We start from the raw sequence: 14,289 nt of genomic DNA on the forward strand, positions 1-14,289 counted from the left end.
TTTCACCAGAACTCAAGGACGAAGCAACCTGCCGCTAGCAGCGTCGCCGCCCTCGTTGTGGCGCTATATAGGCCCCCAACTCTCAAACTGTCAACGCCTAGATCAATAAAAATCCAGTTTTCTTTTCCACAGGGATAAAGACTGAAATTTACTCCTTATTCACCAATCTGAACAGGTGATTCTGACGCGGAAGCCCATCCCATTCGCTCAGCGACATCATCCGCAAGCGCCCGCATCCGTTGGCCGATCTCTTTAATCACTTCGGGACGAGCCTCTGCCGCCATCATGGAAAGAGCAATCCCCGCGCTTGGGCGGTTCGGCTGTTCGTAGATCGCCGCGCCGATACAGAACATGCCTTCGCGCAACTGGCCGTCATCAAGGGAATAGCCCTTCTCTTTTACACCAGCCATCTCGACTTCGAGTGCTTTCAGCGAAGCGACGCTCGCCGGTGTGGCGAGATCCGGCCAATGTTCCGGAAGATGATGCGCCCGCTCCTCGTCCGGCATTGCCGCGAGCATCGCCTTGCCAGTCGCTGTAAAGACGGCCGGCACGCGCATGCCGATGCGGAATGTAATCCCGAGTGGCGCAGTCGAATTGCGGCAGGACAGATAGATGACATCCGGGCCATCCAGATGTGAAAGCGTCAGCGTATAGGCGCCAAGCCCCTCTGCCTGCGCGACCGCCTCATGAAACACCTCTACAATATCGCTGCTCGCCAGAAAGACATTGGCCCAGCGCACCGACTGCGGCCCCATGGAAAAGCTGCCGTCATTATTGAACTTGAGAAGCTTCAGATGAACCAGTGTCTGGCAAAGCCCATGCACGCTGCTTTTTGGCAGCCCGGCCTGACGAGCAATATCGGATAGTTTCAGTGCCCCGCCCATACCGTCTCCGGCCTTGGCGATAATATCCAGTATCTGTGCCGCGCGCATCACCGCTGGAACCAGTTTGAGGGAACCTGCCTCGTCGGTCATCGTTTCATTCCTATGCTGAACCGCGAACTGCCCGACAGATCATCGGCTGAGTGATTGACTTTGGTCGTCACGATCTGTTTAATTCGATATATCGAGGAGTGTTCAATATATTGAACGACCAATCAATGCAAGACTGGGACGGAACATCAGACATGATCACCTTGAAAGACCCTTCGCTGCTTCAATCAAAATGCCTGGTCGACGGTCGCTGGATCGATGCGGTTGACGGCAAGACCATCAATGTGACCAACCCGGCTGACGGTTCAGTGGTCGGCACGGTCCCGTCGCTGTCGGTGGACACGATCAAGGACGCCATCGACGCTTCCGCCAAGGCGTTCCCCGTCTGGGCGGCAAAGACCGCCAAGGAACGTGCTGGCATTCTGCGCAAGTGGTTTGACCTCATTGTCGCCAATGCCGATGATATCGCGCTGATCATGACGTCGGAACAGGGCAAGCCTCTGGCCGAAGCGCGGGGTGAAGTGCTCTATGCCGCGTCTTTCATTGAATGGTTCGCGGAAGAAGCCAAGCGCGTCTATGGCGACACCATCCCCGCCCCGCAAGTTGGACAGCGCCTGACCGTCATCCGCCAGCCTGTCGGCGTCACCGCCGCAATCACGCCCTGGAACTTCCCTGCAGCCATGATCACCCGCAAGGCTGCACCGGCACTGGCTGCTGGCTGCACGATGATCGTGCGCCCCGCCGATCTGACCCCGCTGACGGCTCTGGCGCTTGGCGTTCTGGCCGAAAAGGCTGGCATCCCTGCTGGTGTGTTGCAGATCGTGACCGGCAAGGCACGCGATATCGGTGCTGAACTCACCAGCAATGATATTGTGCGCAAGCTCTCCTTCACCGGCTCCACGGAAGTGGGCCGTCTGCTGATGGCGCAGTGCGCACCGACGATCAAAAGAGTATCGCTGGAACTCGGCGGCAATGCGCCTTTCATCGTCTTCGATGACGCCGATCTTGACGCTGCCGTGGAAGGCGCGATGATTTCCAAATATCGCAATGCCGGTCAGACCTGCGTCTGCGCTAACCGCATTTATGTTCAACGCGGTATTTACGACAAGTTCGCAGAGAAACTCGCTGAAAAGGTCAAGGCGCTGAAGGTCGGCAACGGCACTGAACCGGGCGTCGCCATTGGTCCGATGATCGAGGAAAAGGCGATCACCAAGGTCAAGGCGCATATCGAAGACGCCGTTTCGAAGGGAGCAAAGCTCATCACCGGCGGCAAGGAACTGGGCGGCCTGTTCTTCGAACCGGGCATTCTAACCGGCGTGACCTCGGATATGGCCGTCGCGCAGGAAGAAACATTCGGCCCGCTGGCGCCGCTCTTCGCCTTCGATACGGAAGAAGAAGTGCTGGCCATGGCCAATGACACAATCTTCGGTCTCGCCGCTTACTTCTATACAGAGAACTTCAGCCGTGCGATCCGCGTCGGCGAAGGCCTCGAATATGGCATGGTCGGCCACAATACCGGCCTGATCTCCAACGAAGTCGCTCCTTTCGGCGGCGTCAAGCAATCGGGTCTCGGCCGCGAAGGTTCCAAATACGGCATCGAGGAATATCTCGAAACCAAATATATCTGCAGCGCCTACAAGCGCTGATTGTTACAATGTAATGAATGAGACGGCGCAGATTGTTCGCGCCGTCTTTTTTATTTATAGACGGTGCAATCGCAACGACGGCTATCCGCCGCACATTATCCGGACAATCCATGCTGCGCCGCCTTTACGACTGGACGATCTCACTTGCCGCAAGAAAATCAGCCGAATGGTGGCTGGCCATCATCGCTTTCGTGGAAAGTTCGGTTTTCCTTGTTCCGGCAGACGTTCTGTTTCTGCCAATGGCGCTGGCCCGTCCGGAACGCGCCTGGCGCTATGCCTTTATTGCAACCGTTTCATCGGTGCTCGGCGGCATAGCGGGCTGGTATCTCGGCTATCATGCCTATGAACAGATCGCCAAGCCGGTGCTGGAAATGTATGGCAAGCTCGACACGTTCGAGCAGCTGCGCGGCACGACCAGCGCCGACGCCATTTTGCTGATGCTCATCACATCGGGCCTTGCCCATCTGCCGCCGATCAAGGTGGTGACAATCCTGTCAGGTGCGGCGGGCGTCAATATCTGGCTGTTCATCGCATCGGCAATCGTTGCACGCGGCGCGCGCTTCTATTTCCTGGCTTGGCTGCTGCGCCGCTATGGTGAGCCGATCCGCCATTTCATCGAGAAGCGTCTCGGCCTGATCGCCAGTGCCGTAGCGGTCGTGCTCATCGCCCTGTTTTTTGCTGTGAAATATCTTCACGCCTGAGCCGGCTGCCTCACGCCGGTCAAAATAAATTGCTTGGAAACAAGCCTCTATCTTAGTTTAGCTGCATATAAAGAGCTGCGTCAGGAAATTTCAGATGGCATTTGCACTCAATAATCCGGTCGGCAAGGTTCAGGCTTGGACCGCTGGCATCATGACCGTCGGTCTGGCCGCAACCGTCGGCACCGCCCTTGGCTTCGAGCACCTAGCGGGCTTCATGCCATGCAAGCTCTGTCTTGAAGAGCGTACGCCTTATTATATCGGCGTCCCGGTTCTGGCAGCAGCCTGGCTTTCTTACGGATTGAAATGGCCGCCGATCCTGACGCGCGGCCTGATCCTGATTGGCGCGCTTTTGATGACCTATGGTCTGGCGCTGGCTGCCTATCACACGGGCGTCGAGCTGAAATACTGGCCCGGCCCGACGGATTGCAGCGCGGCGACCATGAAGGTCACGCTGGATGCCGGTAATCTCTTGGGTGATCTCAATACGCATCCGCCTGCATGCGACAGCGCACCCGGCTTTTTCCTCGGTCTGTCCTTTGCCGGATGGAATGTTGTCGCAAGCCTGTTCTTTGCAGCCATCGGCTACTACGGCGCTTTTGCGAAGAGTGGGAAGTAAGGGAAGATTCTGAGGGGGCTTAGGTCTTCTTTTTTCGCATAATGTTGTCGCAAGATTGCTACGCGGTTTTGCGCAACATGCGTCAAGGCTCCAGTTCGACATCCCAATACAGAAAATCGAGCCAGCTGTCGTGCAGATGGTTGGGCGGGAAAAGACGACCGTTATTGTGCAGATCCTGCACGGTCGGCATGACCGGCTTTTGACGCGGCCACATATGCGCAGCCGCAGGCATAAGACCGCCCTTGCGCAAATTGCATGGTGAGCATGCGGCGACCACATTTTCCCACGTCGTCTCGCCGCCATGGCAACGCGGGGTGACGTGATCGAAGGTCAGGTCATGCGGCGAACCGCAATACTGGCACTCGAAAAGATCACGCAAAAAGAGATTGAAGCGCGTAAACGCCGGATAGCGCGGCGGCTTCACATAATCCTTCAGGCAGATCACACTCGGAACACGCATGGAGAAAGACGGCGAGGAAACGATCTGATCGTATTCCGCGACGATATTCACGCGTTCGAGAAAGACCGCCTTGATCGCATCCTGCCATGACCAGAGCGACAAAGGATAATAACTGAGCGGACGATAATCCGCATTGAGGACCAGAGCGGGCAAGCCACTCGTCGAGACTGTCCGGGGTGAGACTGCAATGGTCAAGGACGCACCTCCTTCAGAGCAACTCCGAGAAAGGGCGAAACGACGACTTTCCAAGCGGAATTGCGCTCTTCATCGGAGCGCCGCGCGTCCATTGTGGGCGCAACAACGACGCTCCAAGACCGCGAAGGCGGAACTGCAATCAGCAGAAAATCAAGCTTCTGCGAATCGAAATACCGTCATCAGCTGATGCAGATAATGTAAGCCCGACGTGACAGGATTGTGAAGCGGAAACGCATTTACGCCGCCGGAAACACGCAACATTTACAGAAGCATCTACAAAAGTGGGGCCGCCTCGCGCCCCTTGATCGCCGCGTAATAAGCCCAGAACAATCGCGCCGCCACGCCACGCCAGGGTGCCCAATCTTCCGCCAGTAGCCGCAACGCTTTAGCGTCCGGGCGCGTTTCATGCGCGAAGGCATGGCCAACGGCTGCTTGCAGCGCCACATCGCCCGCCGGAAACACATCCGGATGACCAGCTGCAAACAGCAGATAGACTTCCGCCGTCCACGGCCCGATGCCCTTTATCGCCGTGAGAGCAGCAATGGCTTCCTCCGCAGGCAGGTCACAAAGCCCGTGCAGATCAAGCCCATCCTCCACCAGCGCCTGCGAGACAGCCAGAAGCGTCCTTTGCTTGGGCCGCGACAGGCCGGCAAACCGCCATGCCTCCTCACCGCCATCGATATAGGCTTGCGGCGTCAGCGGATCGATCGCCTGTTTCAACCGCGCCCAGATGGCCGCAGCGCTTGCGGTCGAAACCTGCTGCGCCACGATAATGGAAGCCAGACTTTCAAAGCCGGGCTGTGAGCGGCGCAGCGGCACCGCATGGGCGCGACTGCGTATATCGGCCAGCCGTACATCGGCAAGCACCAGCGCTTCGAGGCCAGCCTCTATATCGTCCAATGTATCGATGCGCTGCATGCTGTGGCCTTTCATTTCAATCACCGACAAAGTACCAATGTGCCTCAATGACAATCAATAAGAACCGGCAATTGCCACAATCATGACCAGACCCGTCTTTCGCTTCGCACCAAGCCCCAATGGCCAATTGCACCTCGGCCATGCCTATTCAGCCCTTCTCAATGCACGCATGTCCAATGAAAACAACGGTCGTTTTCTGCTCCGTATGGAAGACATCGACACCGCGCGCTGCACGCCGGAGCTTGAACAGGGCATTTACGACGATCTGCACTGGCTTGGCCTTTCATGGGAAAAGCCCGTGCGCCGCCAGTCGGAACATTTTGGCGAATATCGCAATGCGCTGACAAAACTGGCCGACAAGGGCCTCGTCTATCCGGCCTTTCTCAGCCGTGGCGAAGTGCGCGAGCGAATCGGTGAAGCCCATGCCAAAGGCAAGGACTGGCCATCCGATCCCGACGGGACGCCGCTTTATCCAAGCGGCGAGCGCAACCTCTCCGAAAAGGAGCAGCTGGAACGGATCGTGTCGGGCGTTGCCTATGCCTGGCGTCTCGACATGGAAAAGGCTCTGGCCGCTGCGGGCGGACCACTGTTCTGGACAGAAAACGGCGCTGGGCCCGATGGCGAAACCGGGCGCATTGCCGCCGACCCCGCCAAATGGGGTGACGTGATCATCGCGCGCAAGGACACGCCGACCAGCTATCATCTTTCCGTGGTGGTGGACGATGCCCTGCAAGGCGTTACCCATGTCGTGCGCGGCAGCGATCTCTTCCACGCGACCGCCGTGCATCGTCTCCTGCAAAAGCTCCTGGACCTGCCGGAACCGCTTTATCACCACCACCATCTGGTGTTGGGCGAAGACGGGCTGAAACTGTCGAAAAGCCGCAAGGATACCGCTCTTTCAGCACTGCGCGAACAGGGTTCCACCCCTGACGATATTCGCGACATGTTGAAACTGGAGCGGTGATTTTCGCCCCAGCGTCACAAATGATGTGCCCGCGCACCGATTGACGAAAGCGCGCCAAAGCGGTTCAAAGGCAACAGGATAGCTGGCGCTAAAAGCGCTGGCGATAGTTGTGTTTATTCTGAAGGAGGCCAAGCCATGAGCAATTACGTCGAAATCGAAGGTTTGCGTGTTGCCCCTGAACTCGTTGAGTTTCTGGCCAAGGAGGCCGCGCCCGGCACTGGCGTAGATCCGGACGCGTTCTGGAAAGGCTTTGCCGCCATCGTTCGCGATCTTGCCCCGAAGAACCGCGCGCTTCTGAAAAAGCGTGACGACATGCAGGCGAAGATCGACAGCTGGTACAAGGAAAACCGCGACAAGGGCTATAGCCAGGCGGATTACCAGCAGTTCCTCAAGGATATCGGTTACCTTCTGCCGGAAGGCGGCGAGTTCACCGTTTCGACCGCCAATGTCGATCCGGAAATCACCCATATTGCCGGTCCGCAGCTCGTCGTGCCGGTCATGAACGCACGCTATGCGCTCAACGCCGCCAATGCGCGTTGGGGTTCGCTTTATGATGCGCTTTACGGCACCGATGCGATTTCCGATGCCGATGGCGCGGAAAAGGGCAAGGGCTACAATCCGAAGCGCGGTGAGAAGGTCATCGCCTGGGCAAAGAACTTCCTCGATGAAAGCGCGCCGCTTGCCTCCGGCAAATGGGCGGAAGTCGCTGGCCTTTCCATCAAGGATGGCAAGCTCGACATCAAGCGCACCGATGGATCCGCCACAGCTCTCAAAGACCCAAGCCAGTTCAAGGGCTATAATGGCGACGCCGCCAACCCGACCAATGTTCTGCTGGCCAAGAACAACATGCATGTCGACATCGTCGTCAATGCCGATCATCCGATTGGCAAGACCGATCCGGCGCATATTGCCGACATGGTTCTGGAATCGGCCATCAGCACGATTCAGGATTGCGAAGATTCGATTGCCGCCGTCGATGCCGAAGACAAGGTTGCGGTCTATCGCAACTGGCTCGGCCTGATGAACGGCAAGCTGGAAGACACGTTCGAAAAGAACGGCAAGCAGATGACGCGCCGCCTCAATGGCGACCGCAGCTATCACGGTGCCGATGGCTCCGACCTGACGCTCAAGGGCCGCTCGCTGATGCTGGTTCGCAATGTCGGCCACCTGATGACCAATCCGGCCATTCTCGACACTGACGGCAATGAAGTGCCGGAAGGCATCATGGATGCGGCCTTCACCAGCCTGATCGCCCTGCACGATATCGGCCCCAATGGCCGTCACATGAATTCGCGCGAAGGCTCGGTCTATATCGTGAAGCCGAAGATGCACGGCCCGGAAGAAGTGGCTTTCGCCAATGAAATCTTCACCCGGACCGAAGAACTGCTCGGCATGCAGCCCAACACGCTCAAGATGGGCGTGATGGACGAGGAACGCCGCACGACCATCAATCTCAAGGAAGCCATTCGCGCCGCCAAGGATCGCGTTGTGTTCATCAATACCGGCTTCCTCGACCGCACCGGCGACGAGATCCACACCTCGATGGAAGCTGGCCCGATGATCCGCAAGGGCGACATGAAGCAGGCCGCTTGGATCGGGGCTTATGAGCAGTGGAATGTCGATATCGGTCTCGAATGCGGCCTTTCCGGCCACGCGCAGATCGGCAAGGGCATGTGGGCCATGCCTGACCTCATGGCCGCAATGCTGGAACAGAAGATTGCTCATCCGAAGGCAGGCGCGAACACCGCATGGGTACCCTCGCCGACCGCCGCCACGCTGCACGCCACCCACTATCACAGGATAGACGTTGCCGCCGTTCAGGCAAAGCTCAAGAGCCGTCCACGCGCCAAGCTCGACGATATTCTGTCGGTGCCGGTCGCCAGCCGTCCGAACTGGACGCCGGAAGATATCCAGAAGGAAATCGACAACAACGCACAGGGCATTCTGGGCTATGTCGTGCGCTGGGTTGATCAGGGCGTCGGCTGCTCGAAGGTGCCGGACATCAACAATGTCGGCCTGATGGAAGACCGTGCGACGCTGCGCATTTCCGCCCAGCACCTCGCCAACTGGCTCTATCATGGCGTTGTCACGGAAGCGCAGGTCATGGAAACCATGAAGCGCATGGCCGCTGTTGTCGACAAGCAGAATGAAGGCGATGCGCTCTATCGCCCGATGGCTGCCAACTTCGACAAGTCCATCGCCTTTCAGGCTGCCTGCGATCTCGTCTTTAAGGGCCGCGAACAGCCGAACGGTTATACCGAGCCGGTCCTGCATCGCCGCCGGCTGGAGCTGAAGGCGCTCAGATAATAGCGAATTTTTGTGAACCGACATGCCTTTCATATTCTATACTATGAAAGGCATGTCTTCCTAGGGGAAGATTTAATTAATACCACATATTATTAAGATTATAATTAAACCTATGATTATCATCAGATATATATTCCAAAACTAGCACAATTTTTGGTATTTTATTACCGGAATTACATCTTAGAATTGATATTATATTATTTAGTTTATTACTAGTCGAAATGTCTTCGCGTTCAATCAGAAAATAAAATTCTCCCCCCCCTGATACGCTATATATTGTTCAATTTTACCATCTAGTGTCAAAAACCCTTCATACTTAAGATCTTCAATCACAACAGCAGCAACAGATCCAGGAACTATATTTCCGCCATTATAAAAATTCACACTACCTTTTAAAGACATAGAGATCACCATTTTAAATGTATTAATTCACAGATAGAACGTATATCAAATTCTATTCTTTTAAACTGTTAAAATTATCAAGCTTTGACAAGTATATTGCCTTCCAGACTGCCTGCGTCCTCGTCTTCAAAGGCCACGAACAGCCGAACGGCTATACCGATCCGGTCCTGCATCGCCGTCATTTGGAGCTGAAGGCACAAGGATAAAAAAGCAAGTGCTCGCCCTCGCCCTTCGACACGGTGTTTTGCACCGGCTCGGGATGAGGGGAGAGGTCATTGCCAAAGCTTTGGGCTTTGATCATGCAAAGAGGTTGATTGCGGCGGGAGAAATCCCGCCGTTTTCGTATGCGAAATCGCTTGACTCCATTATAATAGATATTATTTCTAACATAATGGAAAATGCAATCGAACAACTCGACAATGCCATTGGTGAGAACCTGCGCCGTCTGCGTCTGGCACAAGGCATGACGCTGGATGCGCTGGGCGATGCTTCCGGTGTGAGTCGGGCCATGATCTCGCGGATCGAGCGTGGAGAGACAAGCCCGACGGCGCAGCTACTGGCGCGCATTTGCGCCGCCCTTGGCACGTCACTTTCAGCCTTTTTCGGCGATGCGGAAGCGCCGCCCTCGCCCTACCTTCCGCATGATCGCCAGCCCGTGTGGCGCGATCCGGACACCGGCTATGTGCGCCGGTCTGTTTCTCCACCCGGCACTGGCTCGAATGTCGACATGATCGAGGTCGAGTTTCCGGCGGGCGGCAAGGTCACTTTCGCACCGCAGACCGCCAATGCTGGCATCACGCAGCATATGTGGCTCTTTGCCGGTGAGATGGAAATGACCGTTGGCGACACGCATTACAGCCTCAAGCCCGGCGACTGCCTTTATATGCCGATCATGGCTGGCATCACCTTTCACAATCCGGGCACGACCCTTGCACGCTACGCCATCGTGCTCGAGCGCCGCGGCAGCCTCTGAAAGACCGACCAATGATTCACGTTCTCAATGCGGAAAAAGCGAAACGAGCCATCCCCGCGCTCGCGGAAATCCTGGCGGACTGCGTCATGGGTGGCGCATCGGTCGGGTTCATGGCCCCGTGCGAGCCGGAGGATTTCACGCCTTACTGGACCCGTATCGCCCGCGAAGCCGAGAGCGGCGATACGCTGCTCATCGCTGCTGAACATGACGGCGAGATCGTCGGCACGGTTCAGCTTGGTCTTGCGCAAATGCCCAATCAGCCGCACCGCGCCGACCTGAAAAAGCTGCTCGTCCACCGCAAGGCGCGCGGCCTTGGCCTTGCCCGCAAGCTGATGGAGGCGGCGGAAACACAGGCCCGCAGCCGAGGTAAAACACTGATCTGTCTCGACACAGCAACCGGCAGCCCCGCCGAAGCGATCTATACGCATCTCGACTGGCAGCCTGTCGGCATCATTCCGAATTACGCGCTTTTCCCCGATGGTAGCCCCTGCGCCACCACGCTCTTCTACAAAGGCATCTGAAATGACCCTCTCCATCCGCCATGCGACGGCAGCCGACCTCCCGACGCTCCTCACCATCTATAATGATGCGGTCGAAAACACGCTTGCCATCTGGAACGAAACGCTCGTCGATCTGGAGAACCGGCGTCTGTGGCTGGAAGGCCGCAATCGCGACGGGTTCCCGGTGCTGGTGGCCGAGCGCGATGGCCAGGTTGTCGGCTATGCCAGCTATGGCCCGTTCCGCCCCTTTGAAGGCTTCCGCCATTCGTCCGAACTGTCGGTCTATGTAGCAAGTGATGCGCGCGGCGGCGGCATTGGCCGCGCCTTGCTGGCCGAGCTGGTGGAAGAAGCGCGCCGCCGCAAGGTGCATGTGCTGGTGGCTGGCATCGAAGCGGGCAATGCGGCGTCCATCGCGCTGCACACATCGCAGGGCTTTGAGGATTGCGGCACCTTGAAACAAGTCGGACAGAAATTCGGGCGCTGGCTTGATCTGACCTTCATGCAAAAGATTCTCTGATCTATTCAATATAGAACAATAGAAAACGCAGCGGGTTATTGCCCTGCTGCGTTCTTTTTGTTTATACAAGCGCATTCGCAAGGACCCGGTGAAAGCCCGGGTGGCTCTTCTGGCCGCCTATCCGCCAGACAACGCAACAACATCCCCCATTTTTACAATCGGCCATGTTGAATCGGACGGCTTTCAACGCCCGTCCCCTATTTGCGGAAAATTCAATGACACGTCTTGCTGCCTACCGCCGCGAGTGGTTCTCCAATATTCGCGGCGATATACTCTCCGGTATCGTCGTAGCACTTGCCCTTATTCCGGAAGCCATCGGCTTTTCGGTCATAGCCGGGGTCGACCCAAAAATCGGCCTCTTTGCCTCCTTCGCCATTGCCTGTGTCTCCGCCTTTACCGGCGGTCGCCCCGGCATGATTTCAGCCGCCACGGCTGCAACTGCCGTGGTGATGGTCTCGCTCGTCAAGGAACACGGGCTGCAATATCTCTTTGCCGCAACGATCCTGATGGGATTCCTGCAAATCCTTGCAGGTTTCCTGAAACTCGGCCGCCTGATGCGCTTCGTATCACGCTCGGTCATCACCGGCTTCGTCAATGCCTTGGCGATCCTCATTTTCATGGCGCAGTTGCCGGAACTGATCCATGTGCCGGTCCAGACCTATTGGATGATCGCGGGCGGCCTAGCCATCATCTATCTGTTCCCGCGCCTGACCAGGGCGATCCCCTCGCCGCTGGTCGCCATTGCAGTTCTCACCGCACTGGCCTGGTGGAGCGGGATGGATCTTCGCACCGTGGGCGATCTTGGTGAATTGCCATCGGCATTGCCGGTCTTTGCCCTGCCGCAGGTGCCGCTGACGCTCGAAACCTTGCAGATTATTCTGCCCTATTCGATCACGCTCGCGGCGGTCGGACTGCTCGAATCGCTGATGACGGCCCAGATCGTCGACGACATGACGGACACGACCAGCAACAAAAGCCAGGAATGTATCGGTCAGGGCACGAGTAATATTGCCTCGGCGCTAATCGGCGGCATGGGCGGCTGCGCGATGATCGGTCAATCGGTGATCAATGTTTCGTCCGGTGGACGCGGCAGGCTTTCGACCTTTGTGGCGGGCGCCTTCCTGCTGTTTTTGATTCTGGTTCTCGACGATCTCGTGCGCATCATTCCGATGGCGGCACTGGTGGCCGTGATGATCATGGTATCCATCGGCACATTCTCGTGGCGGTCGATCCTCGATCTGCGCCGCAACCCGCCTTCCTCGTCCTTCGTCATGCTGGCAACGGTCGTCACCGTCGTTTCAACGCATGATCTGGCCAAAGGCGTGCTTGTCGGCGTTCTGCTTTCCGGCGTGTTCTTCGCGGGCAAGGTCGCCAAGATGTTCCGCGTCTCCGAGACCGAAAGCAGCGACGGCAGCGAACGCATCTATACTGTTCAGGGCCAGATTTTCTTCGCTTCGGCGCAGAATTTCATCGCCGCGTTTGATTTCTCCAAGCCTGCACAAAAGGTCACCATCGATGTCAGCCATGCGCATCTGTGGGACATCACTTCGGTTGGCGCGCTGGACAAGGTTGTCCTGAAATATCGCGCCAGCGGCACCGATGTGTCGGTGATCGGCTTTAATGATGCCAGCGCTGATATGGTGGATCGCTTCGCCGTGCATGACAAGGAACTGGGTGCCGCCAAGCTGGCGGCGCACTAACGCATAAAAGAAAGGGCCGCTTATGCGGCCCTTTTGTCAGCTCCTGTGTGGAACAGCGTCCCCAACCGGCAAATCATCAAGGCCGATGGCCCCTTCCACCTGATCACTGCGTGCCATGAGATAGAGGCCGAGACCGCTGGTCAGCACTGCGATGAACACCAGATACCAGGCATGCGCCATCGGGTTGACCGCCAGAAACGATGTGACAACCACCGGCGTCAGGCCGCCGAATACCGCATAGGAAATATTATAGGAGAACGACAGGCCCGAGAACCGAACCGGGGCCGGGAACGCGCGAACCATGACATAGGGCACCGCGCCAACCATGCCGACGGAAAGTCCCATGACCGCATAAAGCGCAAACAGAACCGGCAGAGACGTACCAGCAAAGCTGTAGAAAACGAAGGTGGCGACGCCGAAGAATACACCGGCCACCGCGAAGAAGCGTCCGCTGCCGATACGATCGACAATCGATCCGGCGGTCACCGTACCGAACATCAGAAAAAGCGTGCCGAAGCTGGTCGCGGCAAGCGACTGCAAAGGGCTGTAGCCATAGAGCTTCTGTAGGAAGGTTGCCGTCATCAGCGTGGTCACGACGATACCGGCTGACAGAATCCAGGTCAGAAGCACGGAAATGATGACGCCATGCATATGCTCGCGCAGAACGGTCTTCAGCGGCAGCTTGTCTTTCAGCAAATGGCTGTTCTTCATTTCGGTAAAGATCGGCGTTTCAGCCAACCAGCGCCGCAGATAAACCGCGAGCAGGCCAAAAATACCGCCGATGAAGAACGGAATGCGCCATGCATAGGCGGATAGTTCCTCAGGCGTGAAAATCCAGTTGATGGCCGTCGCGATCAGCGAACCGATCATGATGCCGAGTGTCAGGCCGGAACAGAGGAAGCCGCAGGCCATGCCGACCCGATTGGCAGGCACATGTTCCGCCACGAAGGTCCAGGCGCCGGGAACTTCGCCGCCAATGGCCGCACCCTGCAACATGCGGAAGACGATCAGCAGGATTGGCGCGCCGACACCCAGCGTCGCATAAGTCGGCAGGCAGGCCATGGCCAATGTCGAGATCGACATCAGAAACACCGAAAAGGCGAAAACCCGCTTGCGACCGAACTTGTCACCGAAATGCGCCAGCACGATGCCGCCGACCGGGCGCACCAGATAACCGGCTGCGAAAATGCCGAAAGTCTGGATCATGATCAGCCAGTCCGGCATGTCCGGCGGAAAGAACAAATGCCCGATCACACTGGCAAAGAACACGAAGATGATGAAATCATAAAACTCCAGCGCGCCGCCAAGAGCCGAAAGGCCGAGGGTGCGGAAATCCTGTCCGGTGAGCGGACGGGGGCTATTGCCTTGCGCGTGTGTGTTCATCGATGCCATCGATCCTGTTCTTTTCCGGCTTTTTCATCATGTCATTGCTTTGCGAAACCCCGTTTTGCCGGGGCC

General features: G+C 57.1%; 14 protein-coding genes and 1 other annotated feature. Of the genes, 9 read left to right on the forward strand and 5 right to left on the reverse strand.

The window, feature by feature from the left end:
- Positions 1 to 155 precede the first annotated feature (155 nt).
- Positions 156 to 974, reverse strand: coding sequence for an IclR family transcriptional regulator (locus tag FHW03_RS16380; protein ID WP_182521621.1), 819 nt, complete (start codon positions 972 to 974; stop codon positions 156 to 158).
- 152 nt (positions 975 to 1,126) lie between these two features.
- Here FHW03_RS16380 and FHW03_RS16385 point away from each other — a divergent pair, with 152 nt between their 5' ends.
- The 3 genes from FHW03_RS16385 to FHW03_RS16395 all read left to right on the forward strand — a co-directional run bounded on the left by FHW03_RS16385 (position 1,127) and on the right by FHW03_RS16395 (position 3,895).
- Positions 1,127 to 2,578, forward strand: a complete 1,452-nt coding sequence (locus tag FHW03_RS16385; protein ID WP_182521622.1) for an NAD-dependent succinate-semialdehyde dehydrogenase — start codon at positions 1,127 to 1,129, stop codon at positions 2,576 to 2,578.
- 110 nt (positions 2,579 to 2,688) lie between these two features.
- Positions 2,689 to 3,279, forward strand: a complete 591-nt coding sequence (locus FHW03_RS16390; protein WP_182521623.1) for a YqaA family protein — start codon at positions 2,689 to 2,691, stop codon at positions 3,277 to 3,279.
- Between the two features lie 94 nt (positions 3,280 to 3,373).
- Positions 3,374 to 3,895, forward strand: a complete 522-nt coding sequence (locus tag FHW03_RS16395; protein ID WP_078339433.1) for a disulfide bond formation protein B — start codon at positions 3,374 to 3,376, stop codon at positions 3,893 to 3,895.
- An 82-nt stretch (positions 3,896 to 3,977) separates the two neighbouring features.
- On the opposite strand, the gene FHW03_RS16400 is transcribed toward FHW03_RS16395, so the two are convergent.
- Complete coding sequence (locus tag FHW03_RS16400; protein WP_182521624.1) at positions 3,978 to 4,550, reverse strand: HNH endonuclease; 573 nt, start codon at positions 4,548 to 4,550, stop codon at positions 3,978 to 3,980.
- A 273-nt stretch (positions 4,551 to 4,823) separates the two neighbouring features.
- Positions 4,824 to 5,468, reverse strand: coding sequence for a DNA-3-methyladenine glycosylase (locus FHW03_RS16405; RefSeq protein ID WP_182521771.1), 645 nt, complete (start codon positions 5,466 to 5,468; stop codon positions 4,824 to 4,826).
- Positions 5,469 to 5,550: 82 nt separating this feature from the next.
- Between FHW03_RS16405 and gluQRS the strand changes: the two genes are divergently transcribed.
- The gene (gene gluQRS / locus FHW03_RS16410) at positions 5,551 to 6,432 is read left to right on the forward strand and encodes a tRNA glutamyl-Q(34) synthetase GluQRS (protein WP_182521625.1); all 882 of its coding nucleotides are present in this window, start codon (positions 5,551 to 5,553) and stop codon (positions 6,430 to 6,432) included.
- 135 nt (positions 6,433 to 6,567) lie between these two features.
- On the forward strand, positions 6,568 to 8,739 hold the full coding sequence (locus FHW03_RS16415) for a malate synthase G (protein WP_182521626.1): 2,172 nt from the start codon (positions 6,568 to 6,570) through the stop codon (positions 8,737 to 8,739).
- A 237-nt stretch (positions 8,740 to 8,976) separates the two neighbouring features.
- Here the strand turns inward: FHW03_RS16415 and FHW03_RS16420 are convergent, their stop codons facing one another.
- Positions 8,977 to 9,141, reverse strand: a complete 165-nt coding sequence (locus FHW03_RS16420; RefSeq protein ID WP_182521627.1) for a hypothetical protein — start codon at positions 9,139 to 9,141, stop codon at positions 8,977 to 8,979.
- 391 nt (positions 9,142 to 9,532) lie between these two features.
- Here FHW03_RS16420 and FHW03_RS16425 point away from each other — a divergent pair, with 391 nt between their 5' ends.
- The 4 genes from FHW03_RS16425 to FHW03_RS16440 all read left to right on the forward strand — a co-directional run bounded on the left by FHW03_RS16425 (position 9,533) and on the right by FHW03_RS16440 (position 12,831).
- A complete protein-coding gene (locus FHW03_RS16425; protein ID WP_182521628.1) occupies positions 9,533 to 10,114 on the forward strand; it encodes a helix-turn-helix domain-containing protein in 582 nt (193 codons plus the stop codon).
- Positions 10,115 to 10,125: 11 nt separating this feature from the next.
- Positions 10,126 to 10,635, forward strand: a complete 510-nt coding sequence (locus FHW03_RS16430) for a GNAT family N-acetyltransferase (RefSeq protein WP_182521629.1) — start codon at positions 10,126 to 10,128, stop codon at positions 10,633 to 10,635.
- Between the two features lies 1 nt (position 10,636).
- Positions 10,637 to 11,131, forward strand: coding sequence for a GNAT family N-acetyltransferase (locus FHW03_RS16435; protein WP_182521630.1), 495 nt, complete (start codon positions 10,637 to 10,639; stop codon positions 11,129 to 11,131).
- Positions 11,132 to 11,209: 78 nt separating this feature from the next.
- Positions 11,210 to 11,265, forward strand: a sequence feature (sul1 is cis-regulatory element that is thought to sense ions involved in sulfur or methionine metabolism; They are found in Alphaproteobacteria).
- An 81-nt stretch (positions 11,266 to 11,346) separates the two neighbouring features.
- A complete protein-coding gene (locus tag FHW03_RS16440) occupies positions 11,347 to 12,831 on the forward strand; it encodes a SulP family inorganic anion transporter (protein ID WP_182521631.1) in 1,485 nt (494 codons plus the stop codon).
- 36 nt (positions 12,832 to 12,867) lie between these two features.
- Here FHW03_RS16440 and FHW03_RS16445 read toward each other — a convergent pair whose 3' ends face one another.
- A complete protein-coding gene (locus FHW03_RS16445; protein ID WP_182521632.1) occupies positions 12,868 to 14,223 on the reverse strand; it encodes an MFS transporter in 1,356 nt (451 codons plus the stop codon).
- Between the last annotated feature and the right edge of the window lie 66 nt (positions 14,224 to 14,289).

The sequence above is a fragment of the Ochrobactrum sp. RH2CCR150 genome, from assembly GCA_014138095.1.
GTDB lineage: Bacteria > Pseudomonadota > Alphaproteobacteria > Rhizobiales > Rhizobiaceae > Brucella > Brucella gambitense.

What these genes read in the sequence shown, in the direction of transcription:
- FHW03_RS16380 (WP_182521621.1), bottom strand. Translation starts at nt 974, where the DNA reads ATGACCGACGAGGCAGGTTCCCTCAAACTGGTTCCAGCGGTGATGCGC.
- FHW03_RS16385 (WP_182521622.1), top strand. Translation starts at nt 1,127, where the DNA reads ATGATCACCTTGAAAGACCCTTCGCTGCTTCAATCAAAATGCCTGGTC.
- FHW03_RS16390 (WP_182521623.1), top strand. Translation starts at nt 2,689, where the DNA reads ATGCTGCGCCGCCTTTACGACTGGACGATCTCACTTGCCGCAAGAAAA.
- FHW03_RS16395 (WP_078339433.1), top strand. Translation starts at nt 3,374, where the DNA reads ATGGCATTTGCACTCAATAATCCGGTCGGCAAGGTTCAGGCTTGGACC.
- FHW03_RS16405 (WP_182521771.1), bottom strand. Translation starts at nt 5,468, where the DNA reads ATGCAGCGCATCGATACATTGGACGATATAGAGGCTGGCCTCGAAGCG.
- gluQRS (WP_182521625.1), top strand. Translation starts at nt 5,551, where the DNA reads ATGACCAGACCCGTCTTTCGCTTCGCACCAAGCCCCAATGGCCAATTG.
- FHW03_RS16415 (WP_182521626.1), top strand. Translation starts at nt 6,568, where the DNA reads ATGAGCAATTACGTCGAAATCGAAGGTTTGCGTGTTGCCCCTGAACTC.
- FHW03_RS16420 (WP_182521627.1), bottom strand. Translation starts at nt 9,141, where the DNA reads ATGTCTTTAAAAGGTAGTGTGAATTTTTATAATGGCGGAAATATAGTT.
- FHW03_RS16425 (WP_182521628.1), top strand. Translation starts at nt 9,533, where the DNA reads ATGGAAAATGCAATCGAACAACTCGACAATGCCATTGGTGAGAACCTG.
- FHW03_RS16430 (WP_182521629.1), top strand. Translation starts at nt 10,126, where the DNA reads ATGATTCACGTTCTCAATGCGGAAAAAGCGAAACGAGCCATCCCCGCG.
- FHW03_RS16435 (WP_182521630.1), top strand. Translation starts at nt 10,637, where the DNA reads ATGACCCTCTCCATCCGCCATGCGACGGCAGCCGACCTCCCGACGCTC.
- FHW03_RS16440 (WP_182521631.1), top strand. Translation starts at nt 11,347, where the DNA reads ATGACACGTCTTGCTGCCTACCGCCGCGAGTGGTTCTCCAATATTCGC.
- FHW03_RS16445 (WP_182521632.1), bottom strand. Translation starts at nt 14,223, where the DNA reads ATGGCATCGATGAACACACACGCGCAAGGCAATAGCCCCCGTCCGCTC.